The organism is Allobosea sp. GW821-FHT10B12, assembly GCF_059415545.1.
In genome coordinates this window covers 401147-427144 of sequence record NZ_JBWKNL010000005.1, presented here as the reverse complement: position 1 = coordinate 427144, position 25998 = coordinate 401147, and the positions used below count along the sequence as shown (strand labels likewise).

Below are 25998 nucleotides of genomic sequence, written 5' to 3'. Positions count from 1 at the left end.
GCCGGCTTTGCGCCGGCAGGAGGGAGCGACCATGATCAAGCTAGCCGATGTCTCCTATGTCCGGCTCGGGACCCGCGATCTCGAGGGCGCGACCCATTTCGCCACCGAGTATCTCGGCCTCGACGTCGCCGAGCGCGCCAAGGGCTCGGTCTATTTCAAGTCGGACGCGCGCGAGCACACGCTCTGCTATTTCGAGGGCGATCCGGGCGATCAGGTCGTGTGCTTCGAGGTCGAGGAGCAGTCCCATCTCGACGAGGCCGCGACGCAGCTCGAAAGCCTCGGCCATCCCGTCAGGCGCGGCACGGCGTCCGAGGCGGCGCTGCGCAAGGTCCATGATTTCATCGCCTTCCGCGATCCGACCGGCAATCCGATCGAGCTGGCCTGGCGGCCGGCCTATAGCGGGCGGCGCTATCACGGCGCGCGCGATGCCGGCATCACCGGCTTCAGCCATGTCGGCCTCTGCTCCAGCGATCTTGCCCGCGACGAGGCGTTCTGGACCAAGGTCACCAATGCCCAGGTCTCCGACCGGATCGGCGATGCGCCGCTGCTGCGCATCGATGAGGTCCATCACACCATCGCGCTGTTCCCCTCGGCGAAGCCCGGCATCCAGCACATCAACCATCAGGTCGAGACCGGCGACGACATCATGCGCTCGCACCAGTTCCTGAAGGACCGGCAGGTGCGCATGGTCTTCGGCCCCGGCCGGCACCCGACCTCCTCGGCCAAGTTCCTCTATTTCGAGGGGCCCGAGGGCATGGTCTTCGAATATTCCAGCGGCGTGCGCGAGATCGCCGACGAGCTGCTCTGGCGCGAGCGCCAATACATGTTCGAGCCGAAAGGCTTCTGCAAATGGGGCGCCAAGCCCAACATCGCCGAATTCAACAAGTGAGCGCTTCGTCTTCGCGGCCGAGCGCCGCCCAGGAGGATCTGGTTCGGCAGGCCGGGCGCGCTCTGGCGCGCCATGGCCTCGTCCATGCCTATGGCCATTGCAGCATGCGCCTCGACGAGCGCCATTTCCTGGTCTCGCCGGCGAAGCCGCTCGGGCTCGTTGTGGACGAGGACGCCTGCAGCGTCGTCCCACTCGAAGGGCCGCTACCGGACGGCGTGCTCGGCGAGGTCCGCATCCATCGCGAGATCTATCGGCGGCGCCCGGAGGTCGGCGGCGTCGTGCGCTCGATGCCGCAGCGGGTGATGACGCTCGGCACTGCCCGGATCACGCCAAAACCACGGCACGGCTTCGGCAGCTATTTCGCGCCGCAGCCGCCGCTCTGGGACGATCCGCAATTGCTGCGCAATGACGAGCAGGCGGCTGCGCTGGCCGAGCAGATGGGCCCGGCCCGAGCCATCGTCATGCGCGGCAACGGCGCGGTGACCGCGGGCGGAAGTCTGGAGGAGGCCGTCGTGCTGACCTGGTATCTCGAGGACGCGGCGCGCGTCGAATTCGAGGCGAGGGCAGCCGGCATCGCCGAGACCGGAGTGGTTTTCGGCGAGGCCGAGGCCGCACAGCGTGCGACCTGGTCGGGCGCCATCCTGGAACGGATGTGGGTCTATCTGGCCGCGCCGAGAACCTGAACACTGCCGCGAGCTCAACGTCGAAAGTGCTCGCCAAAGCACCTCCATCTACCCCAAGGCCGGACGCTTCTGGACGAGATCAATCGGGCACGCACTCCCAGGCAGCGCTGGCCTATGGTTTCTCCGTGCTGGACGATCGTCGATCCGACATGACGAGCAACAGCCCCAGCGTCGCGGCAAGGCCACCGATCAGGAAAATCGAGGCATAGCCTGTTCGGTCGGCGAGTGCGCCGGCAAGCGGTCCGGTGGCGCCATAGGCGAGGTCCTGGAAGGCCGCGAAGCCACCGACCGCAGTCCCGCGCATGTGAGGCTGAACACGCTTGACCACCTCCGAGCCCATCGCCGGGAACACCATCGAACAACCGAGCCCAGTCAGCAGGGCACCAGCAAGCGCCGCGTAGGGTCCGGGCGCGAGCCAGATGAGGTACTGGCCACAGGCCTCCACGATCAGGGACGCGATCGCGACGGGCCTACCGCCGATCCGATCCGGGAGGTGTCCGCAGAGAAGGCGCATGGCAACGAAGCCGACGCCGAAAAACGTCAGACCGAGGCTCGCATGCGCCCATCCCTTGCTCAGCGCATAGAGCGAGAAGAAGGCTCCCAGCGCCGCGAAGCCGACCCCCTGCAGGCCGACGGCCAGACCCGGACGCCAGATCTGGCCGATGATTGCCCAGAACGACTGCCGGCGACCGGGATGTGGCGCCACACCCGGCAGCCAATGGATGGCAACCAGCCCGGCGAGCGGCAGGACTGTGCAGGTAAGCATCAGCCCACCGAAGCCAAAACGGTCGAGCAAGGCCAGGCCCAGCGGCCCGCCGGCTGCGAAGGCGCCGTACATGCCCATCCCGACGAGCGAGATCACTAGGCCCGACCGAGCCTGTCCCATAAGGCCGATGGCCCAGCCGATCATCCCGACCATCGCCACGCTCTCGCCGAGGCCGAGCAGCAGGCGCCCGGCGATCAGGACGGCATAGCTCCCGGTCGCGGAAAATCCCGTCCAACTGGCCGCAAGGCAGATCATCCCTGCTGCGGCGTAGAGAACCAAGCCGCGCTGCATGCACGGCTTGCCGCCGAGCCTGTCGGCCCAGGAGCCGGCACGACCGCGCGTCAGGATCGTCGACAGGAAGGCGATGCCGACCGCCAGGCCGCCATAGGCATTGTCGAAACCCAGCCCCTGCACGACATGGACCGGCACGGCCGGCAACGACATGGCGACGGTCAGATAGGAGAGGAACAGCGCGGCTGTCAGGGCGAGCACGCGGCGATAGGCCAGATCGGGCCGATCCGTATCGGTCATCTTCAGATCTCTGGATGAGGAGGCGCTGGGCAGTCGCCCAGGGGATGCGGATCAGCTGATGCGCATCGACAGTTCGACGTCCTCGGCGAAGGGGACGGACAGGTAGCCGCTGGCGGGTGCGCGTACCCGCTTGAGGTATTCCGGGCTGTCATCGGCATTGTCGGCGACGATGAGCGAACCGGGACGAAGCCTGCCTTCGACCAGATCGAGGATGTCGGGATAGAGCGGCTTGGCACCGTCGAGCAGCAGCAGGTCGATCTGTTCGGGGAGGTCGGCAGCGAGCGTCTTCAAGGCATCGCCCTCTCTGATCTCGACGAGGTCGGCGAGACCACCGGCGGTCAGGTGCTCACGCGCCCGCGCCACCTTCGAAGGCTCGAATTCGGTGGTGATCAGGCGTCCGCCGCCATTGTCGCGCAGAGCGGCGGCGAGATGCAGGGTCGAGATGCCGAAGGAGGTGCCGAATTCGATGACCGTCCGGGCACGGCTGTTCCGGGCGAGCATGTAGAGCAGCAGGCCCGTCTCCCGCGAAACCGGCAACCAGAGATCCTTCAGGCGGCCGTAGAGCTCGAGATATTCGGTCTTGCTGCCCATGAGGCGCTCGCGCTCCTCGCGCGAGAAGCCTGCAAACGCAGAGCTTGGGGCCGCATTCGCCTGCTCGAACAGGCGGTCGAGAAGGGGCGCGAGCGGCGCTGTGGTCAGGGTCGTCATGGGGGTCTCCGATCCGAAAAAGGCAGTCCTTGTCTCGGGACAAAAAATACGAATAATTCGTCGCGTTTCATATTCGCATTGTCGGAGCGCGACGTGGCTAGTCAGCCAACTTCCCGGATTTCCTCGCGAAAAGCGCCGAAGCAGGCCCGCTCGGCGGAGCTGGTTTCAGCCATTCTGGAGGCCGCTATTCAGGTTCTGGCACGGGAAGGCGCGCAGCGCTTCACCACGGCGCGTGTCGCCGAGAAGGCCGGAGTCAGCGTCGGCTCGCTGTACCAATATTTTCCGAACAAGGCGGCCATCCTGTTCCGACTCCAGAGCGACGAATGGCGGCAGACCCATACGATGCTGGCCGGCATCCTCGGCGATGCCACGAAGCCCCCGCTCACCCGGCTGCGCACGCTGGTCCATGCCTTCATCCGCTCCGAATGCGACGAGGCTGCCGTGCGCGTGGCACTCAACGATGCGGCTCCGCTCTACCGCGCTGCCCCCGAGGCGCTGGAGGCACGTGCGGCCGGTGCCCGCCTGTTCAAGAGGTTCATGGAAACGGCGTTGCCGGCCGCTTCTGCCAGCGAACGCGCGCTGGCTGGCGATCTCATCACCGCGACGATGAGCGCCGTGGGCAAGGAGTTTTCTGAAACATCGAGAACCGATGCTGAAATCCACGTCTATGCCGACGCGCTTGCCGACATGTTCTGCGCGTATCTGCATCATCTGCAGAAGCGCTCGGACGAGGCGGGCTAATGCGAGTCCGAGCCGAATGATTCCAAAGGGACGATAGCGGCCATCGGTTCACAGCCGGGAAGCGGACATTCGGCGCAGAAGCCTTGTGCAGCCTGAATGCCGTCGCCCCGTCATCGCATTCAATCGGCATCGGTTGGTGCGAGGCGGCGAGCATAACGCCGCAATATCGTCTCGAAGGCCGCGAGCGCGGGCGAGACCGAGCGGCCGCTCTGCCTGATCAGCACGATATCCCGCGCGATCGCCGGGTTTGACAGCGGCCGGGCGAGGACCCTGCGATGCGGGGCGGCGGCGCGCGCATAGGTCGGGAGCACGGCGACGCCGAGCCGCGCCTCGACCAAAGCGAGCGCGGTAGTGATCTGCGAGACCTCATAGGCCGGCACGAGCGGGATGCCGACGGTCTCGTAGGCGACCTCGACCAGGAGGCGGATGCCACTGTCGCGCGTCAGCGTGATCAGCGGTTCGCCGTGCAGGTCGCGCCAGTCGGCGGCTGCGTCGGCGAAGCGGCTGCCGGGGCTGCAGAACAGCATCAGATTGTCGCGCGCCATCGGAATGCGCTCGATACCGTCCTCGACTGCGGCGAAGGTGCCCAGGCCGCAATCGGCCCGGTTCGTCCTGACGGCCTCGATGATCGTATCGGTGCGCGCATCGAGCACCGCGACCCGCACGCCGGGAAAGCGCTCGCGCATCTCCGCGATCGCCTCGGGCAGGATCGCCGCCGCCAGCAAGGGCGGAGCGGCGACGGTGATCCGGCCGCGCCGGCGCTCGGCGAGGTCGTTGGCGTTCTGGATGGCGAGGTCGAGATCGTGGACGATCTTGGCCGAGGCGCCCTGGAATTCCCGGCCACCCTCGGTCAACTCGACCCGGCGCGTCGTGCGGTCGAACAGGCGAATGCCGAGCGCCTGCTCCAATTCGCGCACCAATTGCGACAGCGCCGGCTGGGCCATGTGCAGGCGCTCGGCCGCCTTGGTGAAGGTGCCGAGCTCGGCGACGGCCAGAAAGGCCTGAATCTGTCGAAGCGTGACCGCCATGCCAATTTATAAGCACAGCATCTGAATTCAGACAAATAAGCTGAATTCCATATGGTCATGGCCAAGGCCATCATGCCTCGACATCGCGCCGCTGGCCGCTCCGTTCGAGGCTTTTCATGACCGCCTATCCCGATCTGCAGCTCTATATCGGCGGCGCTTGGCGCAAGACCGCCGACAGTCTGCCGGTGCTCAATCCGGCCGATGAGAATGTGATCGGCGCCGTGCCTGTCGCTGCTCGTGCCGATCTCGACGACGCGCTGGCGGCAGCCAAGGAGGGTTTCAAGGTCTGGAGCCGGACATCGCCGCGGGCCCGTGGCGAAATCATGCTCAAGGCCGCGGCGCTGATGCGCGCCCGCATCGACGCGATCGCCCATGCGATCACGCTCGAGCACGGCAAGCCCTTCGCCCAGGCGCAGCTCGAGGTGATCCGCGGCTGCGAGTTCTTCGAATGGGATGCGGCCGAGGGCCAGCGCACCTATGGAAGGGTGATCCCGAGCGAGCCCGGCATCAAATATGTCGTGATGCACCAGCCGATCGGCATGGTCGCGGCGTTCTCGCCCTGGAACTTTCCGATGAGCCAGCCGGCGCGCAAGATCGCCGGGGCGCTGGCGGCGGGCTGCTCGATCATCCTGAAGGCGGCCGAAGAGACACCTGCGGGTGCGCTCCACATCGCTCGTGCTTTACACGATGCCGGTCTGCCGCCCGGCGTGTTCAACCTCGTCTTCGGCGTGCCGGCCGACATCTCCTCCTACCTGATCCCGCAGGAGCAGACGCGGCTGATCGCCTTCACCGGCTCGACCGCCGTCGGCAAGCATCTGACCCGGATCGCCGCCGACCATATGAAGCCGGTGCTGATGGAGCTCGGCGGCCATGCCCCGGTGATCGTCTGCGACGACGTCGATCCGGTCGCGGCGGCTACGGCCTCGGCGATCCGCAAGTCGCGCAATGCCGGCCAGGTCTGCACCTCGCCGACGCGCTTCTTCGTGCAGGAGCCGATCTATGAGGCCTTCGCCAGGACTTTTGCCGAGAAGGCGCGCTCGGTCGTGGTGGGCAACGGCCTCGATGCCGCTACGCAGATGGGCCCGGTCGCCAATCATCGCCGCATCGAGGCGATGGAGATATTGGTGGCCGATGCCCGCGCCAAGGGCGCCAAGGTGCTGGCCGGCGGCGAGCGCATCGGCAATCGCGGCTATTTCTTCCCGGTCACCGTGCTCGCCGATGTTCCCGACGATGCCAGGGTCATGCGCGAGGAGCCGTTTGGGCCGCTGGCGGTGATCAACCCGGTTTCGACGCTGGACGACGCGATCGCCAAGGCGAACGGCCTGCCCTTCGGCCTGGCGGCTTACGCCTTCACCCATTCCGCCAGCCGGGCCGATCGCCTTGCCGACGAGATCGAGGCCGGCAACGTTTCGATCAACACACTGGAGGCCTCGGTCGCCGAAGTGCCGTTCGGCGGCGTCAAGGACAGCGGCTATGGCCGCGAGGGCGGCGCCGAGGGTTTGGCGCATTACACGACCATCAAGACCGTCTCGCACCGCATGGCGATCTGACCGGCGGGCGACAGGGAGGCAAACGCATGAAATACGCCAGGAAGGACGCGAAGGCTTATACCCGCGCCAATATGAAGGGCATCTGGGCGGCGGCGCTGACGCCCTTCACTCAGTCGCTAGGCATCGACGAGGACGGCTTCCGCGAGAACATCCGGCACTGGACCGAGGATCTCGGCATCGACGGCCTGTTCATCGCCGGCAAGCAGGGCGAGTTCTTCGCGATGTCGGTCGAGGAGCGCAAGCGCAGCTTCGAGCTCGCAGTCGAGGCCACGGCTGGCCGCGGCCAGACGATCATGTCCTGCTCCGACCAGAACATGGACGTCGTCATCGATCTCGCCAGGCACGCCCAGAAGGTCGGCGCCGACTACATCGTCGTGCATGCGCCGCTGCTGCACTTCTTCAAGGCGCAGGACGAGACGCTCTACGAGTACTACCGGACGATCGCCGAGCAGGTCGACATCGGCATCGCGCTCTGGAGCCACCCGGACTCCGGCTATCTGATGAGCCCGCAGCTCTGCAACCGGCTCGCCGATATCGAGAACGTCGTCGCGATCAAGTACAGCGTGCCGCGCGCCATGTATGCCGAGCTGACCCGGCTCGCTGGCGACCGCATCCTGGTCAGCACGGCCTCGGAGGAAGAATGGCTCGACAATATCGTCGAGCTCGGCTGGCAGGTCTATCTCTGCTCCTCGCCGCCCTATCTGATCCAGACGGCGAACGACCGGCGCATGCGCGACTACACCGATCTCGCCTTCGCCGGCGAGGTCGGGAAGGCCCACGCCGTGCGTGACAGCCTGAACCCGGTGCGCGAGGCGCTCCGCACGACGCGGCCGGCCGAGAAGCCGCATGCGCACCAGAAATACTGGCAGGAACTGCTCGGGCAGGTCGGTGGGCGCGTGCGTGCGCCGCTGCTGGAGCTGACCGAGGCCGAGAAGGCGGCGACGCGCGCCGCCTTCGAGAGCTGCGGCCTGAAGCTTGCCGGTGCACCGCTGGCCAAGGCTGGCTGAGACTTAAGGCTTGAACGACGGGAGAGACGGATATGGCGACCGAAGGACGGCTGAAGGCCTTCAACTTCAAGAAGTGGATCGCGGAGAACGAGCACCTGCTGAAGCCGCCGGTCGGCAACAAGAAGGTGTTCTCCGACGGCCAGATGACCGTGATGGTGGTCGGCGGGCCGAACCAGCGCGCCGATTTCCATGACGACCCGGTGGAGGAGTTCTTCTACCAGCTCAAGGGCGACATGATGCTGAAGCTGGTCGATGACGGGAAGCATTACGACGTCACGATCCGCGAGGGCGACGTCTTCCTGCTGCCGCCGCATGTGCGCCACTCGCCGCAGCGCCCGCAGGAGGGCTCGATCGGGCTCGTGGTCGAGCCGGCGCGCCATGCCGATCAGGTCGACGGCTTCGAATGGTACTGCTTCGAGTGCAACGGTCTGGTGCATCGCATCGAGCTCAAGGTCGGGGACCTCGTAAAGGACCTGCCGCCGCTCTACGAAGCCTTCTTCGCCGACGAGAAGGCCCGCACCTGCAAGCAGTGCGGCGCAGTCCACCCGGGCCGGAAGCCGCCGGCCGGCTGGGTCGCGCTCTGAGCGATGAGGAAGGCGCCGGCTCGCCCGGCGCCTTTGCGGCTCTTGCGTGCCGATCCAAAATTGCTTTAAGCTTAAAATAATTTCTGACAATCCGACGCAAATGATCGGAGGAGGGGAACCATGCAGCACCGCACATCAGTATGCTTGGGATTGATGCTGGCCGCCGCCGTCGCCTTGCCGGCGCTGGCCCAGCAGGCGCCGGTCAAGATCGGCATGGTCACGACCTTGTCGGGGCCGGGCGGTTATCTCGGCCAGGACATTCGCGACGCCTTCAAGCTCGCGATCGACATGAATGGCGGCAAGCTCGGCGGCGCGCCGGTCGAGCTCGTGGTCGAGGACGATGCGCTGAAGCCCGGCCAGGGCAAGCAGATCGCCGAGAAGATGCTGAAGACCGACGGCATCAAGATCATGACCGGCATCGTCTTCTCGAACGTGGCCGGCGCGACCGTGCCCGATATCGTCGATGCCGGCGCGCTCTATGTCAGCCCCAATGCCGCGCCGTCGAATTTTGCCGGCAAGGAGTGTAACGAGAACTATTTCGTCGTCTCCTGGCAGAACGACAGCCTGCACGAGAGCGCCGGTCAGCACGCCACCAATCTTGGCTACAAGAAGGCCTTCATCCTCGCCCCGAACTACCAGGCCGGCAAGGATGCGCTCGCCGGCTTCAAGCGCCTGTTCAAGGGCGAGGTCGTCGGCGAGGTCTATACCCGCCTCGACCAGACCGATTTCGCGCCGGAGATGGCGCAGATCCGCTCGGCCAATCCGGACGTGGTCTTCCAGTTCCATCCGGGCGGGCTCGGCATCGCCTTCCTGCGCCAGTACCAGCAGGCCGGCCTGCTCGGCAAAACCCCGATGGTGCTGGCCGAGCCCTCGCTCGACGCGACCACGCTGAAGGCGGTCGGCGATGCCGCGCTCGGGCTCAGCGTCACCGCGCACTGGAACACCGACTTCGACAACGCGTCGAACAAGGCCTTCGTCGAGGCCTTCACCAAGGCCTACAATCGGGTGCCGACCTATTACGCCAGCCAGGGCTACGACACCGCGCTCGCCATCGCCTCGGCGCTGAAGGCGACCGGCGGCAAGGCCGATGTGCCGGCGCTGCGCAAGGCGCTGGCCAAGGCGGATTTCCAGTCGGTCCGCGGCGCCTTCAAGTTCGGCCCGAACCAGCATCCGGTCCAGGACTGGTACGCGCTCAAGGTCGAGAAGGGCGCCGATGGCACGCCCGTGCTGAAGACCTCAGGCAAGGTGCTGAGCAATCACAGCGACGCCTACGCCAAGGATTGCAAGCTCTGAACCACTGACAAGCTCCCGCATCGACGGGGTGGGTCGTTTCAAGCCCATCCCGTCGCCAGCCGGACGTGACCAGCAAATGACGCTCGTTCTCGAACAATTGCTCAACGGCCTGCAATTCGGCGTGATGCTGTTCCTGCTCGCCGCCGGACTGACGCTGATCTTCGGTATCATGGGCGTGATCAACCTCGCCCATGGCTCGCTCTACATGGTCGGCGCCTATGCCGCCGCCTTCGCCGCAGCGCAGACCGGCTCGGTCATCCTTGCCATCCTGGCCGGCCTGGCAGCCGCCGCCTTGGTCGGCATGGCGATGGAGCTCTTCGTGCTGCGCCGGCTCTATGCCCGCGACCATCTCGACCAGGTGCTGGCGACCTTCGCGCTGATCCTGATCTTCAACCAGAGCGTGACGCTGCTGTTCGGACGCCAGCCGCTCTTCGTCTCGGTGCCATCCGTGCTCAACGGCTCGGTCCAGCTGCTGCCCGGGCTGATCTATCCGGTCTATCGGCTGATCATCATCGCGGTCGGCCTTCTCGTCGCCCTCGGGCTCTATCTTCTGATCAACTGTACGCGTATCGGCATGCTGGTCAGGGCCGGCGCCACCCATCGCGAAATGGTCCGGGCGCTCGGCGTCGATATCCGCCTGCTCTACACCGCCGTCTTCGGGCTCGGCGCGCTGCTCGCCGGTCTCGCCGGGCTGATGGCCGGGCCGATCCTCGCCGTGCAGGTCGGCATGGGCGAGCAGATCCTGATCATGACCTTCGTCGTGGTGGTGATCGGCGGCGTCGGCTCGATCCGCGGCGCCTTCTTCGGCGCGCTGCTCGTCGGCCTCGTCGACACGGTCCTGCGCGCCTTCCTGCCCGGCCTGCTGCGCCAGGTCATGACGGGATCGGAGGCCGATGCGCTCGGCGCCGGCCTCGCCTCGATGGGTATCTACATGCTGATGGCCGTGGTGCTGCTGGTGCGGCCCAAGGGACTCTTCCCCGCCAATGTCTGAGGACGCCATCACCCATACCGGCTCCCCCGCGCCGAGTACCGGCCGCGCGCTGATGCTGCTCGCACTGGCGCTCGGGCTGATCGCGCTGCCCTTCCTCGTCCAGGCGCTCGGCCAGCCGGCCCTGGTGCCGCTGGCGACCCGCGTGCTGATCTATGCGATCGCCGCCGCCAGCCTGAACCTTGCACTCGGCTTCGGTGGCATGGTTTCGTTCGGGCACGCCGCCTTCTTCGGCGTCGGCGGCTATGTCGTCGGCATCCTCTACCGCAATTACGTCGACGACAGCCTCTTCCTCGGCCTGATCCCGGGCACGAGCCAGCTGTTGATCACGCTGCCGGCCGCGCTCCTCGTCGGAGGCCTCCTTGCTTTGCTGATCGGCGCGCTGTGCCTGCGCACCAGCGGCGTGCAGTTCATCATGATCACGCTCGCCTTCGCGCAGATGCTGTTCTTCCTGTTCGTCTCGCTGAAAGCCTATGGCGGCGATGACGGCATGACGATCCGCCGCCGCAACGAGCTCTTCGGCCTCAACACCCGCGACGACATCACCTTCTATTTCATCTGCCTTGCGGTTGCGGCGCTGGTCTTCCTGGCGCTCTGGCGCATCGTCGGCTCGCGCTTCGGCATGGTGCTCGCCGGCATCCGCCAGAACGAGCGGCGCATGGCGGCGATCGGCATCGCGCCCTATCGCTACAAGCTCGCCGCCTTCGTGATCTCCGGCATGGGCACCGGCCTCGCCGGCGCGCTGATGGCAAATTATCTGCGCTTCGTCAGCCCCGACATGCTGCACTGGACCAAGTCGGGCGAGCTGATGATCATGGTCATCCTCGGCGGGGTCGGCACCCTGCTCGGCCCGCTCTTCGGCGCTGCTGCCCTCGTCATCCTCGAGACGGTGCTGACGTCCTGGACTGAGCATTGGCAGCTCGTCCTCGGGCCGATCCTTTTGCTCGTCGTCCTGTTCACGCAGGGCGGGCTCAACGGGTTGTTCAGCCGCCTCGGCCTCGGCAGGAGCGAGCGATGACGAAGCCGCTCCTCAGCGTCCGCGGCCTGCGCAAGCGCTTCGGCGGACTGATCGCCACCGACAATGTCGATCTCGATGTCGTCGAGGGCGAGATCCACGCTCTGATCGGACCCAACGGCGCCGGCAAGACCACGCTGCTGACCCAGCTCTTCGGCGAACTCAGCCATGATGCCGGCGAGATCAGGCTGGAGGGCGAGGCGATCGATGCACTCGCCACGCCGCAGCGTGTCCAGCGCGGCCTCGCCCGCACCTTCCAGATCAACCAGCTGCTGCCCGATTTCAGCATGCTCGACAATGTCGCGCTCGCCGTGCAGGCCCGGCAGGGCCACAGCTTTCGCTTCTTCGCCGATGCCCGCCGCGACAAGGGCCTGCGCCAGCGCGCCCGCGAGCATCTGACCGCTGCCGGCCTCGCCCATCGCGCCGAGGTCAAGGTCGCCGACCTCTCCCATGGCGAGCAGAAGCAGCTCGAATTTGCCATCGCGCTCGCCTGCGAGCCGCGCTTGCTGCTGCTCGACGAGCCGATGGCGGGCCTGGGGCATGCCGAGAGCGAGCAGATGGTCGCGATGCTCTCCGGGCTGAAGGGACGCGTCACCATGCTGCTGGTCGAGCACGACATGGACGCCGTCTTCGCGCTCGCCGACCGGATCTCGGTGCTGGTCTATGGCCGGATCATCGCGACGGGAACGGCGCAGGAGATCCGCGACAACGCCGACGTGCGCACCGCCTATCTCGGCGAGGGGGACGCCTGATGCTGAGCGTGCGCAACCTACAATCGGCGTATGGCGCGAGTCAGGTGCTGTTCGATGTCGGCCTTGAGATCGGCGAGGGCGAGGTCGTAACCCTGCTGGGGCGCAACGGCATGGGCAAGACCACGACGGTGCGCTCGTTGATGGGGTTGCTCGCGCCCAAGGGCGGCGAGATCAGCTTCGACGGCCGCAAGCTCAAGGGCAGTACGCCGGAGGCGATCGCCCGCTGCGGCATCGGCCTGGTGCCGGAGGGGCGACAGGTCTTCCCGACGCTGACCGTGCGCGAGAACCTCGTCGCCACCGCCGCCAACCGGCTCGGGCGTTCCTCGCCTTGGACGCTGAGCCGTGTCTACGCCCTGTTTCCACGCCTTGAGGAGCGCGCCGGCCAGTCGGCCCGCACGCTCTCGGGCGGCGAGCAGCAGATGCTCGCGGTCGGCCGGGCGCTGATGACCAATCCCAAGCTCCTCATCCTCGACGAGGCGACCGAGGGGCTGGCGCCGGTGATCCGCGCCGAGATCTGGCGCTGCATCGAGGCGCTGAAGGCGCAGGGGCAGTCGATCCTGCTGATCGACAAGAACATCGCCGTGCTCAAGCGCCTCGCCGACCGGCATTACATCATCGAGAAGGGACGCACGGTCTGGTCGGGCTCCAGCACCGATCTCGCGGCCAATGCGGAACTGGTGCATCGCTATGTCGGCGTCTGAAAACGAGATCGTCGCGCGCAGCCTCGCGAGTGACCCTGTCGAGGCCTTGCGCGACACGCTGAGCGAGATCCTCTCCGGTTTGGTCGCGGCCGGCTGTGGCCCGCATCACCTCACTGGCATGGACTGGGAGAGCGCCGACCCCGCCGCCTTCCATCTCGCGCGCCATACGGTCGAACTGGCCTATCGCGAGGTCTTCGCCGGCTTCCAGCCGCCGATCCGGCTGCGGCCCGGAACGGAACCCGGCTTCACGATACGCGCCCGCTTTGCTCCGCCACAGCCGCTGCCGGATATCGAGGTCGAAGGCTATACGCTGCGCGAGCTCGGCCGGCAGTACAGCCCGCGCCTGCAAGCCGACATGACCGCGCTGTTCCGGCAATGGAGCAGGGATGGCGCCGCCTTCCGCGCCGGCCATGCCGGGCTCGATCTCGCTTATGGCCCCGGCCGCTTCGAGACGCTCGATCTCTATCGTCCGGCCGGAGTGCGGCGCGCGCCGATCTTCGTCTTCATCCACGGCGGCTACTGGCAGGCCTCCGACAAGGTCCAGCATGCGCAGTTCGCGCAAGGGATGCTCGACGCCGGTTTCGCGGTCGCTCAGCCGAATTACGGGCTGGCGCCCGACACCCCGCTCGAAGCGAGCATCGCCCAGACCGTCGCGGCACTGAATTTCCTCGTCCGCGAGGCCGATGCACTCGGTCTCGACGCCTCGCAGCTGCATCTGTCCGGCCACTCCGCTGGCGCGCATCTCGCCGCCATGGCGCTGGCCTCGCCAGGCTGTCCGCCGGTTGGTTCCGCCCTGCTGCTCTCCGGGCTCTATCATCTCGAGCCGCTCGGGCATCTGCCGATCGGCCGCCTGCTCGGCCTTGCTGATCCCGCCCGCGCGATGCGGCTGAGCCCGCTCTCCCAGCCGCGGCCGCGCGTGCAGAACCTCGCTTTGGCGGTCGGCGAAGGTGAGAGCGAGGCGTTCAAGGCCCAATCGCTCGCGCTGGCCGAGACTTGGCGCATACCCGAGCCACTGATCTGCCCCGGGCATCATTTCAGCATGCTAGACGGGCTGAACGGCGGCGTGCTGCTCGATCTGGCGCTGCAAACGGCCGCACACCAATGACCAGTCGCCAGTGCAAGCCGCTCCGGATTGCCTTGATTGGCTGGGGTGCGATCAGCCGGCGTGTCGCCGCGCTGCTGTCGAGCTCGCCGAGTGCTGGCGATATTGCGATCGTCGCCATCGGAGCCCGCTCAAGCGCGCGAGCCCCGGATATTCCCACCGGCGCGGTCCTCATCACCGATCCGGCACAGCTTGCCGGCTTGGAGCCCGATCTCGTGGTGGAAGCCGCTGGCCGGGATGCAGTCGCAATCTGGGGCGAGGCTGCCCTGCGCTCCGCGCCGGCCTTCGCTATTGCATCGGCCAGCGCGCTCACTGATGCCACATTGCTCAAAGGGTTGCTGGCGACGGCAGAGGTCCACGGCAGCCAGCTCATCCTGCCGCCGGGTGCTCTCGGCGGGATCGATGCCATTGCGGCAGCATCGGCGCTGCCACTCGACGAGATCGTGCACAGCATCGTCAAGCCGCCTGCGGCCTGGCGTGGCACGCCGGCCGAAGAAATGGTGGCGCTTGACGAGCTCCTCGCACCGGTCACTTTCTTCACCGGCTCGGCGCGTGAGGCAGCCGTTCGCTTTCCGCAAAATGCCAATGTCGCCGTGATCACGGCGCTCGCCGGCGTCGGGCTGGATCGGACCCGTATCGAGCTCGTCGCCGATCCCGGCATCGCAACGAACTGTCATCGCCTGAGCGCTCGCGGTGCCTTCGGCCGCCTGACTATCGTGATCGAGAACAAGCCCCTCGCCGGCAATCCGAAATCATCGGAGATGGCGGCGTTGAGCCTCGTCAGGACGATCAGAAACAGGATCAGTCCGCTCGCTCAGTGATCCAGCCACGTTAGCTCGTGCATTGGAAGGGGCCTCGGAGCCGGTTCAGATCGGTCACCTGGGGGCGTCGTTCCAGTAGTCACTCATGTCCTGCTGGCGTTTCTGGTCTGGCAAAGCGCCCTTATCCCCATACAGGATCGCAGCTCCTCGGACCTGGGCCTCGGTGATGTCGGTGCGATAGCCCTCGAGCTCCTTGTCGTAGGTGAGCTTTTCCCAGGGGATCGTCACGTGGTGGCTGCCAATGCCGAGAAATCCTCCAAACGTCACGTCGACGAAGGAAACACGGCCACTGACCTTCTCGATCAACAGCCGCTTGATGGTGCCGATCTGATCGTTCTTGCTGTCGAACACGGCGGTCCCTTCGACGCGATCGCTTTCGATGGTCAGGTGCGGTGCCGGTCGCTCGGCGGGACCCCAGAGATAAAAGCCGTTCTCGATGAGGCCGGCCGCCACGACCGCCCTGCTGACGGCCAGGGTCCATTCCTCATTCGGTCGGATTTGTCGCGCCAGCCTCCACGGCCCAAGATCCGCGGGCAGACTGGCACCGGCAGGTTCATCGGCGAAGCCGCGCAGGTCGGGGGAGTTCACCGCTTGGAACAAGTAATAGGTTCTCATGAGCGTCTCCCTCTACCGGATTGAGCCTCCAGAGCGCCCGTTATGGACCGGCCACGAAATAGGCCACCCGGGTGAACAGCGTGTATTCCGACTCGAAGACCATGATTCCGACGAAGACCAGCAAAGCCAGCGGCGGGACCAGGATCGCGTAGGTCAGGGCCAATCGCTCCCAGGCCATGTGCATGAAGACGGCGACGATCAGCCCGGCCTTGAGCGCCATGAAAATCAGGATCAGCGACCAGCGCAAATAGCCGGTGAGGTGGAAATAATCGACCAGGTAGGAGCACAGGCTGAGGACGAAGAGCCAGCACCAGACCACGAGATAGAGCCTGATCGGATGATGCTGCTGGGCCTCGGTATGAGCTATGGGCTGTGCCATGGCGACCTCACCAGAGATAGAACAGCGCGAAGATGAAGACCCAGACGAGATCGACGAAGTGCCAGTAGAGCCCTGTGATCTCGACGATCTCGTAATGTCCCTTGCGGCTCGTGAAGAAGCCGCGTCGCCCATCGTCGAAATCGCCACGCCAGACCTTGCGGGCGATGATGATCAGGAAGATCACGCCGATCGTGACATGGGTGCCGTGGAAGCCCGTGATCATGAAGAAGCTGGAGCCGAACTGCTCTGCGCCCCAGGGATTGCCCCAGGGGCGGACGCCTTCTGAGATCAGCTTCGACCATTCGAACGCCTGCATGCCGACGAAGGTCGCGCCGAGCACTGCCGTCAGCAGCATCAGGATCGCGGTCTTCTTGCGGTCGCGGCGATAACCGAAATTGACCGCCATCGCCATCGTGCCGCTGCTGCTGATCAGGACGAAGGTCATGATGGCGATCAGGATGAGCGGCAGGTGGTGGCCGGCGATCTCGAGCGCGAAAACCTCGCTCGGATTAGGCCAAGGCACCGTCGTCGACATCCTGACCGTCATGTAGGAGATGAGGAAGGTGCCGAAGATGAAGGTGTCGCTGAGCAGGAAGATCCACATCATGGCCTTCCCCCAGGACACATTCTTGAAGGCCCGCTGATCGGACGACCAATCCGCCACGATCCCTTGCCAACCGGGCGCGCGACCGATCTTGGGGTTCAGGGTGTTCGGCGCGATCTCATTCATCGTTCCGACCTCGTTTGGAGCCTTCTAAGTCAGCAATCCCCGGCAGATCGCGATGAGATCATCCGTCCAGCGCATGAGCAGGCTGAACAGGATGAGCCAGACGAGCAGCAGGAAGTGCCAGTAGAGCGCGCAGAGCTCGACGCTGAGCGTGAGCTCGCCAGCCGCCCGCGGAGGACTCGCCGCCGATAAGGCGAACGCTCTGACGCTGGTTCGGCAAAGCGCCACGAGCCCGCCCAGCATGTGCAGGCCATGCACTGCGGTGATCAGATAGAAGAAGGCGCTGGCGGGATTGGCAGCGGTGAAATAGCCGGAGGCGGCAAGCTCGCGCCATGCCAGCAGCTGGGTTGTGAGGAAGGCGAGCGAACACACGCCTGCTGCAAGGATGCTGGAGCGGACGTGGCCGAGTTCGTCGCAGCGCGCGGCGATCACCGCCATGTGCAGGGCGATGCTGGCGAGGATCAGCAGGCCCGTACTGAACCACAGGACCGTCGGCATCGGCAGCGCGCGCCAATCCGCCATGTCCATCCGCATCGAATAGGCGCTGACCAGAAGCGAGAACAGCGAGCCGGCCACGGCGAGGAAGGCGCCGAGGCCGACCTTCGCCGTTGGGGAAGGCGGCAGCTCCGCACCGCCAGCCTCGACGCCCACCCCGGCCTCGAGCCAAGGCTTGTCGGCCAGACCCTGGCGCGACAGCCACCAGCCGGCGAGGACTGCCATCAGGACCATGAAGACGACGACCACGACCATGGCGGCACCTCGTCACGCGGTCCGCGGGGTCGGCGGCTGGTTCTGCGGCAGGAAATCCTCCGCGGCGCCGGGCACGCTGTAGTCATAGGCCCAGCGATAGACCACCGGCAGGGTCTTGCCCCAGTTGCCATGCGCCGGCGGCGTCTGCGGCGTCTGCCATTCCAGCGTGGTCGCGCGCCAGGGGTTGCCGCCGGCCGGCCTTCCGTGCCTGACGCTCCAGATGAGGTTGAACAGGAAGACGAGCTGGGCGGCGCCGACGATCAGGGCGACGACCGTGATGAACTCGTTCAGCGTCGCCGCCGAGGGCGGGACGAAGGCCATCCCGCTGATCTCGTGATAGCGGCGAGGCACGCCCATCAGCCCGATATAGTGCATCGGGAAGAAGATCAGGTAGGCCCCGAGGAAGGTGACCCAGAAATGCAGCTTCCCGAGCACGTCGCCGAGCATCCGCCCGGTGACCTTCGGATACCAATGGTAGATCGCCCCAAAGATCACGAGGATCGGCGCGACGCCCATCACCATGTGGAAATGGGCGACGACGAACATCGTGTCGGAGAGCGGCACGTCGACGACGACATTGCCGAGGAACAGGCCGGTGAGCCCGCCATTCACGAAGGTGACGATGAAGCCGAGTGCGAACAGCATCGGCACGGTCAAATGGATGTCGCCGCGCCAGAGCGTCAGCACCCAGTTATAGACCTTGATGGCGGTGGGGATCGCGATGATCAGCGTCGTCGTGGCGAAGAAGAACCCGAAGGCGGGGTGCATGCCGCTGACATACATGTGGTGCGCCCAGACCACGAAGCTGAGCGCGCCGATCGCCACCAGCGCCCACACCATCATCCGGTAGCCGAAGATGTTCTTGCGCGCATGGGTGCTGATCAGGTCGGAGACGATGCCGAAGGCCGGCAGCGCGACGATGTAGACCTCGGGGTGGCCGAAGAACCAGAACAGGTGCTGGAACAGGATCGGGCTGCCGCCCTTGTGGGCCAGCCGCTCTCCCATCGCGACGATGGCCGGCATGAAGAAGCTCGTGCCGATCAGCCGGTCGAGCAGCATCATCACGGCGCCGACGAAGAGTGCCGGGAAGGCGAGCAGCGCCATGACGGTGGCCGTGAAGATGCCCCAGATCGTCAGCGGCATGCGCATCAGCGTCATGCCCCGGGCCCGTCCCTGCAGCACGGTGACCACGTAGTTCAGCCCGCCCATGGTGAAGCCGATGATGAAGAGGATCAGCGAGACGAGCATCACGAGGATGCCCCATTGCTGGCCGGGCGTGTTGGCGAGGATTGCCTGCGGCGGGTAGAGCGTCCAGCCCGCTCCCGTCGGCCCGCCCGGCAGGAAGAAGCCGGCGACGAGCACCAGCACGGCGAGGAAATAGATCCAGAAGCTCAGCATGTTCACATAGGGGAACACCATGTCCCGGGCGCCGAGCATCAGTGGGATCAGGTAGTTGCCGAAGCCGCCGAGAAACAGCGCGGTCAGCAGATAGATCACCATGATCATGCCGTGCATGGTGATGAACTGGTAGTAGCGATCGGGGTCGATGAACGAGAATGTCCCCGGGAAACCGAGCTGCAGCCGCATCAGCCAGGACAGGACCAGGGCGACCAACCCGATTGCCAGCGCCACGATGGAATACTGGATGGCGATGACCTTGGCGTCCTGCGAGAAGACGTATTTCGTGATCCAGCTATGCGGGTGGTAGAGTTCGACATCGTCGACCTCGGGCGCCGACAGCGGCCCGGCTGCGTCATGCGTCACGTCGGCCATCGGAGCATCTCCCACTCCTCTCGGACGTAGCCCCTGTTCCGGGGCTTGATCCTGTATCAATCCCTAGTTCCTCGCCTCCGCCCTGGCGGGTGCCTGAAGCTGGGCGAAGGTTTTCTGCTGCTGCAGCCAGGCCTGGTAGTTGCCCTCCGGCTCGACCACGACATTGCCGCGCATGAAAGTGTGGCCGGTGCCGCAGAGCTCGGCGCACAGCACGTCGAAGGTGCCGGCCCGTGTTGGCGTGAACCAGTAATAGGTGACGCTACCGGGGATCATGTCCATCTTGGCGCGGAACTCCGGCACATAGAAATTGTGCAGGACATCGACCGCGCGCAGCAGCATCCTGACCGGCTTGCCGAGCTGGAGATGGAGGTTGTCGCCCTGAATGACGACGTCGTCCTGCCCGTGCGGATCCTTGGGATCGACGCCCAGCGGGTTCTCAGGAGTGATGTGGGCGACGTCGGAGGCGCCAAGCCTGCCATCGGCGCCCGGTAGCCGGTAGGCCCATTGCCATTGCTGGGCGACGACCTCGACCGTGGTGGCGTCCTTCGGAACCGTGACGAACTGGTGCCAGACGACGAGGCCGGGCGCGAGCATGGCGGCGACGCCGACGCCGGTGCCGACCGCGAGCCACCATTCGAGCCGCTTGTTCTCGGGCTCGTAGGCCGCGCGATTGCCCTCGCGATGGCGGAAGCGGAGGACGCAATAGGCCATGAACAGGACGACGGCAGCGAAGACGACGCCAGTGATCCAGAACGTGATGATGATGGTGTCGTCGATATAGCCCCAGTTGGAGGCGATCGGCGTCCACCACCACGGGCTCAGGAAGTGGAACACCACCGATCCGATCACGACCAGAGCCAGGACGACCGCGATACCCATTCCTCTTTCATCCTTGCCGAGGGCGGCATGAACAGGAACCAGGCAATGCCGCGGCGCAGGTAACGCGCCACGGCGCTACGTAGACGAGCTCACTTTCGATATGAAAATGGGGTTGGGGCCCGAAACGAAACGGGCCCATTGCTTAAAACGATCGAGGTCAACCAGATCGGAGGCGGCACAAGGCTGCCGCTGGGCGCGGGCTCGGCCGAGCGCGCCGTCGGGCTGCAAGTTTTGCTTCCTGTTCGCCATCGCCGAACCTTTGGTTCGCCTGGACGACCACGCGTCACGTCTGACGCACAAACTCTCAGCCGGGCTGCAGGACACTCAAGCCTCCAGCCCATAGTCACCTTATGTTGTCGTCCTGCTCGCGGTGGTTGTCAATCGAACCCACATCGCAGCCCGACGCAGCTACGGCTGCATTCAAGCGCCGATCCGGCTATTTCTTCTTTCCATCGGCGTCAAATTGCTTGAGGAAGGCGAGGATGTCGTCGATTTCCTGCTCCGACTTGAGACCCGGAAACACCATCTTGGTGCTCGGGATCTTGGCCTGCGGCGCCTTGATGTAATCCCGGAAGGTAGGCTCATCCCAGGTGATGCCGGAATTCTTGTTGGCGGGCGAGTAGCTGTAGCCCTCGATCGATCCCGCCGGCCGGCCGAGAAGGCCGTTCAGTCTCGGTCCGACGGCATTCTTGGCCGTCTCCCCGACCTGGTGGCAGGCGCGGCATTTCAGGAAAACCTTCTCACCCGCGGCGGGATCGCCAACCGCTTTGGCTGGATCGGGTAGGGCCGCAAGCATCAACAAGGCCGACAAGGTCAAACGCAGCATCGAAGGTTCTCCTTCGAACTCGGAAGGCGACCCCATCCGCGTGACCGCGGCCGAGCCGCACAGCCTTTCACAATACGCTTACACTATTGCCGGCCTCCCTCCAATTCGAGGGCTGCCAGACCCCGCGCGATTTGCGCGCGGTCCTGGCGGCGGCTGCAGATCGGGGATTCGCTGGAGCCTGCGGTCCGGCTGGTGATTGGTCGCGATATTCTCGATCGCGACAAGGCTGATGACGAGCCCGCCAAATTCTTCGAAGCGCTCGTCATTATCCAGGCGGGCGGGCCTCGCGCGGAGCGCCTCGATCGCTCGACCGGACCGGCGGTTTGGCTGGACGTGGAGCGGTCCGCACTCGAGGGCTTTTATCTGCAGCTTTCGGAGCAAGCAGCCGTGCCGCGTTAAGCGGTCGACGGCGTTTGCGGATGGAAAGCGTGCTGGCCGCACGGAGCCCAGTTGGCTCGCCTCTGGCGCATGCCAATCATGCTTTGTTTGCATATTGCTATTATCGGCAGAACTACTACCGTGCCCTACAACTTACGCGATATTTCGACTGTAATTTCTCTAAAATGATTATTATATTCAATAGATAAGAGTATAAATTGGGCGTCTTTGTCAGAAAATCGTCACAGCTACTGTAGATCTATTGAGGCCTTGTGGAGGGGCTGGCGCTATGGCTACGAAATACGGCACGGAGCAGGCGGATGTTCTTTTTGCTGATGAAGAGTTCGTTGATGTTTCGGGGCTGGGTGGCGATGACCAGATCTTCGGCGATGCGCAGGCCAACGTACTCTCGGGCGATGATGGCGCCGATCTGCTCGATGGCGGTGCTGGCGACGACACGTTGATCGGCGGCGCGGGCAATGATGTCTACGTGGTCGACAGTGTTGCCGATGCGGTGGTCGAGGCGGCGGATGAAGGCACTGACGAGGTTCGCACCAGCCTGAGCGCCTACACCCTGGGCGCAAACGTCGAGAACCTGACCTATACTGGCAGCAGCAACTTCACCGGCACCGGCAATGCCGCTGCCAACGTCATTGTTGGCGGCAGCGGCGACGATACGTTGATCGGCGGCGCTGGAGCCGACACGCTCGATGGTCGCGACGGGGCCGATACGGCGAGCTATGCGACGAGCGCCGCTGCCGTCACGGTCAATCTGGCGACGGGCGTCAACACCGGCGGCGATGCGCAGGGCGACACGCTGATCAGCATCGAGAACGTCACCGGCTCTGCCTTCGACGACAGTCTGACCGGGGCTGCCGGCGCGAACGTGCTGGCAGGTGGTGCTGGTGCTGACACGTTGGATGGCGGGGCCGGCGATGACACGCTGATCGGCGGCACGGGCGATGATGTCTATGTAGTCGACAGCGCGTCGGATGTCGTCGTTGAGGCGACGGGTGAAGGCACGGACGAGGTTCGCACCAGCCTGAGCGCCTACACCCTTGGCGCGAACGTCGAGAACCTCACTTATACCGGGACGGCCAACTTCACCGGCACTGGCAACAGTGCCAACAACGTCATCGTCGGTGGCAGCGGCGACGATATCCTCACCGGTGGGGCAGGGGCCGACACGCTCGACGGCCGCGGTGGGAGCGACACCGCGAGCTATGCGGCCAGTGCGGCTGCAGTCTCCGTCAACCTCGCGACGGGCGTCAACACAGGCGGCGATGCGCAGGGCGACACGCTGATCAGCATCGAGAACGTCACCGGCTCCGCCTTTGACGACAGCCTGACCGGTGATGCCGGCGCGAACGTCCTGACGGGTGGTGCCGGCAACGATACGCTCGATGGCGGCGCCGGGGCCGACACGCTGATCGGCGGCGCCGGCAATGACCTCTATATCGTCGACGACGCCTCCGACGTCGTGACGGAGCTCGCGAACGAAGGCACGGATGAGGTCCGCACCAGCCTGAGCGCCTACACTCTCGGCACAAATGTCGAGAACTTGGCCTATACCGGCGGCAGCAATTTCACCGGCACAGGCAACGCCGGCGCCAACACGATCATCGGTGGATCGGGCAACGATACGCTCGATGGCGGCGCCGGGGCCGATACGTTAATCGGCGGAGCCGGCAATGACCTCTATACCGTCGACAATGCCGCAGACGTCGTGACGGAGCTCGCGAACGAAGGCACGGACGAGGTCCGCACCAATCTGACGACCTATACGCTGGCGGCCAATGTCGAGAACCTCACTTATACCGGGACGGCCAACTTCACCGGCACCGGCAACGCCGGCGCCAACACCATCATCGGCGGCTCGGGCAACGATACGCTGAGCGGGGGCGCCGGGGCGGACACGCTCGACGGCCGCGGTGGCAGCGACACGGCGAGCTATGCGACCAGTGCCTCGGCCGTCACGGTCAATCTCGCGACCGGCGTCAACACCGGCGGCGATGCGCAGGGCGACACGCTGATCAGCATCGAGAACGTCACCGGTTCGGCCTTTGATGACAGCTTGACCGGTGATGCCGGCGCGAACGTCCTGACGGGTGGTGCCGGCAACGATACGCTCGATGGCGGCGCTGGGGCCGACACGCTGATCGGCGGCGCCGGCAATGACTTCTATATCGTCGACGACGCCTCCGACGCCGTGACGGAGCTCGCGAACGAAGGCACGGATGAGGTCCGCACCAATCTGGCGACCTACACGCTGTCGGCCAATGTCGAGAACCTGACCTATACCGGCAGCGGCAATTTCACCGGCACGGGCAATGCCGGCGCCAACACGATCATCGGCGGCTCGGGCAACGATACGCTGAGCGGGGGAGCAGGCGCCGATACGCTCGACGGCGGTTCCGGTTCCGACACGGCGAGCTATGCGACCAGCACCCAGGCCGTGACCGTCAACCTGGCGACCGGCACCAACACTGGCGGCCACGCTGCCGGCGACACGCTGATCGGCATCGAGAACGTCACCGGCTCGAACTTCGCCGATACGCTCACTGGCGATGGCGCCGCCAATGTGCTGAGCGGCGGCGGCGGCAACGATGTGCTGATTGGCGGGGCGGGCGCCGATACGCTCGATGGCGGCGCCAACACCGATACGGCGAGCTATGCCGCAAGCGCCGCCGGCGTCTCGGTCGACCTTGCGACCAATCTCAACACCGGCGGTGATGCCCAGGGCGACACGCTGACCGCGATCGAGAATGTCACCGGCAGCGCCTTCGACGATACGCTGCGCGGCAATGGCTCGGCGAACGTCCTGACGGGAGGCGCCGGCAACGACACGCTCGACGGCGGAGCCGGGGCCGACACGCTCGTCGGCGGTGCCGGCGACGATCTCTATTTTGTCGACAACAGTTCGGACGCCGTGACGGAGCTGGCGGGCGAAGGCACCGACGAGGTCCGTGCAAACGCCGCCACCTATACCTTGGCCGCGAACATCGAGAACCTGACTTATACCGGTAGCGGCAACTTTACCGGCACCGGCAACGCGCTCGACAACACCATCATCGGCGGAGCCGGCAATGATACGCTGACCGGCGGTGGCGGGGCCGATGTGATCGATGGCGCCGGCGGCTCGGACACGGCGAGCTATGCGACGAGCGCCGCGGCTGTCACCGTCAATCTCGCGACCGGCGTCAACACCGGCGGCGATGCCCAGGGCGACACGCTGATCAGCATCGAGAACCTCACCGGTTCGAACTTCAACGACAGCCTGACCGGCGACAGCCAGAACAACGTCCTGGCTGGCGGCGGTGGCGACGACGTTCTGATCGGTGGAGCCGGCAATGACCGGCTCGATGGCGGGACAGGCGACGACAGCCTGACCGGCGGCGAAGGCGACGATGTCTACATCGTCGACAGCGGCGCCGACGTCATCGTCGAAGCGGCTGGCGAAGGCGTCGACGAGGTCCGTACCAGCCTCGCATCCTATACGCTCGCGGCAGCGCTCGAGAACCTGAGCTATACCGGCACCGGCAACTTCACCGGCACCGGCAACAGCGCCAACAACGTCATCACCGGCGGAACCGGCAATGACCGGCTGATCGGCCTCGGCGGTGCCGACACGCTGAACGGCGGCTCCGGCTCGGATACGGCCGACTACTCGGCCTCTGCCGCGGCGGTGGCGGTCAACCTCGCCACCGGCAGCGGCTCGGGCGGCGATGCCCAGGGCGACACGCTCGTCTCGATCGAGAACCTGATCGGGACGGCCTTCGTCGACAGCCTCGTCGGCAATGGCGCGGACAACGTCCTGACCGGCGCCGCTGGGGCCGACGTGATCGACGGCGCCGGCGGCTCCGACACGGCGAGCTATGCGACGAGCGCGGCGGCCGTGACCGTGAACCTGCTCACCGGCGTCCATACCGGCGGCGACGCCCAGGGCGACACGCTCGTCTCGATCGAGAACCTGATCGGCTCGGACTTCGCCGACAATCTGCGCGGCGACGCCAATGCCAACACCATCGAAGGCCGCACCGGCGCCGACGCGATCGACGGCGGCAACGGCACCGATACGGCAAGCTATGTCTCGAGCGACGCCGGCGTCACGGTGAACCTCGCTGTCACCGCGCAGACGGGCGGACATGCCCAGGGCGATACGCTCACATCGATCGAGAACGTCATCGGTTCGGCCTTCGCCGACACGCTGACGGGCAACGCAGGCGCCAACACCCTGTCGGGCGGCGATGGCGATGACACGCTGCAAGGTGCGGCCGGCGCGGACGTCCTCAACGGCAATGCCGGGAGCGACACGGCCTCCTATGCCAATAGTAGCGCTGCCGTGACCGTGAACCTCGCCACGAACGTCAATGTCGGCGGGGATGCGCAAGGCGACCTTCTATCAGGGGTGGAGAATGTTCTCGGTTCGTCGTTCAACGACACGCTGATCGGCGATGCGGGAGCGAACATCCTGCGCGGCGGGGCGGGTGACGACCTGATCCAGGGCGGAGC

Annotated in this window: 25 protein-coding genes; 15 read left to right on the top strand and 10 right to left on the bottom strand. The window is 65.6% G+C overall.

Annotated features, from left to right (window positions below; translation table 11 throughout):
- Positions 1–31 precede the first annotated feature (31 nt).
- Positions 32–889 (top strand): VOC family protein, encoded by an 858-nt coding sequence (locus AC07O0_RS19680; RefSeq protein ID WP_494625368.1) that lies wholly within the window; start codon positions 32–34, stop codon positions 887–889.
- Complete coding sequence (locus AC07O0_RS19675; protein WP_494625367.1) at positions 886–1572, top strand: class II aldolase/adducin family protein; 687 nt, start codon at positions 886–888, stop codon at positions 1570–1572. Before AC07O0_RS19680 ends, AC07O0_RS19675 begins: the two co-directional genes overlap by 4 nt.
- A 112-nt stretch (positions 1573–1684) precedes the next feature.
- Here the strand turns inward: AC07O0_RS19675 and AC07O0_RS19670 are convergent, their stop codons facing one another.
- Together AC07O0_RS19670 and AC07O0_RS19665 are read right to left on the bottom strand one after the other, a co-directional pair.
- Positions 1685–2869, bottom strand: a complete 1185-nt coding sequence (locus AC07O0_RS19670) for an MFS transporter (protein WP_494625366.1) — start codon at positions 2867–2869, stop codon at positions 1685–1687.
- Between the two features lie 51 nt (positions 2870–2920).
- Positions 2921–3577 carry an O-methyltransferase gene (locus tag AC07O0_RS19665; protein ID WP_494625365.1) on the bottom strand — a complete coding sequence of 219 codons (657 nt, stop codon included), beginning with the start codon at positions 3575–3577 and terminating at the stop codon, positions 2921–2923.
- Between the two features lie 93 nt (positions 3578–3670).
- Between AC07O0_RS19665 and AC07O0_RS19660 the strand changes: the two genes are divergently transcribed.
- Complete coding sequence (locus AC07O0_RS19660) at positions 3671–4318, top strand: TetR/AcrR family transcriptional regulator (protein ID WP_494625364.1); 648 nt, start codon at positions 3671–3673, stop codon at positions 4316–4318.
- Between the two features lie 119 nt (positions 4319–4437).
- On the opposite strand, the gene AC07O0_RS19655 is transcribed toward AC07O0_RS19660, so the two are convergent.
- Positions 4438–5346: a LysR family transcriptional regulator gene (locus AC07O0_RS19655; protein ID WP_494625363.1), complete on the bottom strand. Its 909-nt coding sequence runs from the start codon at positions 5344–5346 to the stop codon at positions 4438–4440.
- Positions 5347–5462: 116 nt separating this feature from the next.
- Here AC07O0_RS19655 and AC07O0_RS19650 point away from each other — a divergent pair, with 116 nt between their 5' ends.
- From AC07O0_RS19650 to AC07O0_RS19605, 10 genes are all read left to right on the top strand, one after another.
- Entirely contained in the window at positions 5463–6896 is a 1434-nt protein-coding gene (locus AC07O0_RS19650) for an NAD-dependent succinate-semialdehyde dehydrogenase (protein WP_494625362.1), read from the top strand.
- Positions 6897–6922: 26 nt separating this feature from the next.
- Positions 6923–7903: a dihydrodipicolinate synthase family protein gene (locus AC07O0_RS19645; protein WP_494625361.1), complete on the top strand. Its 981-nt coding sequence runs from the start codon at positions 6923–6925 to the stop codon at positions 7901–7903.
- A 32-nt stretch (positions 7904–7935) separates the two neighbouring features.
- A complete protein-coding gene (locus tag AC07O0_RS19640; protein WP_454026863.1) occupies positions 7936–8487 on the top strand; it encodes a 3-hydroxyanthranilate 3,4-dioxygenase in 552 nt (183 codons plus the stop codon).
- Between the two features lie 120 nt (positions 8488–8607).
- Positions 8608–9780 carry an ABC transporter substrate-binding protein gene (locus AC07O0_RS19635; protein ID WP_494625360.1) on the top strand — a complete coding sequence of 391 codons (1173 nt, stop codon included), beginning with the start codon at positions 8608–8610 and terminating at the stop codon, positions 9778–9780.
- A 76-nt stretch (positions 9781–9856) separates the two neighbouring features.
- Positions 9857–10771, top strand: coding sequence for a branched-chain amino acid ABC transporter permease (locus AC07O0_RS19630; protein WP_494625359.1), 915 nt, complete (start codon positions 9857–9859; stop codon positions 10769–10771).
- Between the two features lie 52 nt (positions 10772–10823).
- The gene (locus tag AC07O0_RS19625; RefSeq protein WP_494625461.1) at positions 10824–11786 is read left to right on the top strand and encodes a branched-chain amino acid ABC transporter permease; all 963 of its coding nucleotides are present in this window, start codon (positions 10824–10826) and stop codon (positions 11784–11786) included.
- Entirely contained in the window at positions 11783–12535 is a 753-nt protein-coding gene (locus AC07O0_RS19620; RefSeq protein ID WP_494625358.1) for an ABC transporter ATP-binding protein, read from the top strand. Before AC07O0_RS19625 ends, AC07O0_RS19620 begins: the two co-directional genes overlap by 4 nt.
- Positions 12535–13236, top strand: coding sequence for an ABC transporter ATP-binding protein (locus AC07O0_RS19615; protein ID WP_494625357.1), 702 nt, complete (start codon positions 12535–12537; stop codon positions 13234–13236). Before AC07O0_RS19620 ends, AC07O0_RS19615 begins: the two co-directional genes overlap by 1 nt.
- The gene (locus AC07O0_RS19610) at positions 13223–14341 is read left to right on the top strand and encodes an alpha/beta hydrolase (RefSeq protein ID WP_494625356.1); all 1119 of its coding nucleotides are present in this window, start codon (positions 13223–13225) and stop codon (positions 14339–14341) included. Before AC07O0_RS19615 ends, AC07O0_RS19610 begins: the two co-directional genes overlap by 14 nt.
- Positions 14230–15159, top strand: coding sequence for an aspartate dehydrogenase (locus AC07O0_RS19605; protein ID WP_494625355.1), 930 nt, complete (start codon positions 14230–14232; stop codon positions 15157–15159). The genes AC07O0_RS19610 and AC07O0_RS19605 overlap by 112 nt, the downstream gene beginning before the upstream one ends.
- Before the next feature lie 54 nt (positions 15160–15213).
- On the opposite strand, the gene AC07O0_RS19600 is transcribed toward AC07O0_RS19605, so the two are convergent.
- The 7 genes from AC07O0_RS19600 to AC07O0_RS19570 form a co-directional block, all read right to left on the bottom strand.
- On the bottom strand, positions 15214–15774 hold the full coding sequence (locus tag AC07O0_RS19600; protein WP_494625354.1) for a PRC-barrel domain-containing protein: 561 nt from the start codon (positions 15772–15774) through the stop codon (positions 15214–15216).
- A gap of 40 nt (positions 15775–15814) precedes the next feature.
- On the bottom strand, positions 15815–16153 hold the full coding sequence (locus AC07O0_RS19595; protein ID WP_494625353.1) for a cytochrome C oxidase subunit IV family protein: 339 nt from the start codon (positions 16151–16153) through the stop codon (positions 15815–15817).
- Between the two features lie 7 nt (positions 16154–16160).
- Entirely contained in the window at positions 16161–16883 is a 723-nt protein-coding gene (locus AC07O0_RS19590; RefSeq protein WP_494625352.1) for a heme-copper oxidase subunit III family protein, read from the bottom strand.
- 24 nt (positions 16884–16907) lie between these two features.
- Positions 16908–17630 (bottom strand): cytochrome c oxidase subunit 3, encoded by a 723-nt coding sequence (locus tag AC07O0_RS19585; protein WP_494625351.1) that lies wholly within the window; start codon positions 17628–17630, stop codon positions 16908–16910.
- A 12-nt stretch (positions 17631–17642) separates the two neighbouring features.
- Positions 17643–19403, bottom strand: a complete 1761-nt coding sequence (locus AC07O0_RS19580; protein ID WP_494625350.1) for a cbb3-type cytochrome c oxidase subunit I — start codon at positions 19401–19403, stop codon at positions 17643–17645.
- 63 nt (positions 19404–19466) lie between these two features.
- Positions 19467–20282: a cytochrome c oxidase subunit II gene (locus AC07O0_RS19575; RefSeq protein WP_494625349.1), complete on the bottom strand. Its 816-nt coding sequence runs from the start codon at positions 20280–20282 to the stop codon at positions 19467–19469.
- Positions 20283–20718: 436 nt separating this feature from the next.
- The gene (locus tag AC07O0_RS19570) at positions 20719–21078 is read right to left on the bottom strand and encodes a c-type cytochrome (RefSeq protein ID WP_494625460.1); all 360 of its coding nucleotides are present in this window, start codon (positions 21076–21078) and stop codon (positions 20719–20721) included.
- Between the two features lie 222 nt (positions 21079–21300).
- Here AC07O0_RS19570 and AC07O0_RS19565 point away from each other — a divergent pair, with 222 nt between their 5' ends.
- Positions 21301–21507, top strand: coding sequence for a hypothetical protein (locus AC07O0_RS19565; protein WP_494625348.1), 207 nt, complete (start codon positions 21301–21303; stop codon positions 21505–21507).
- 268 nt (positions 21508–21775) lie between these two features.
- Positions 21776–25998: beta strand repeat-containing protein (locus AC07O0_RS19560; RefSeq protein WP_494625347.1), on the top strand; the 4223-nt coding region annotated here is incomplete at its 3' end.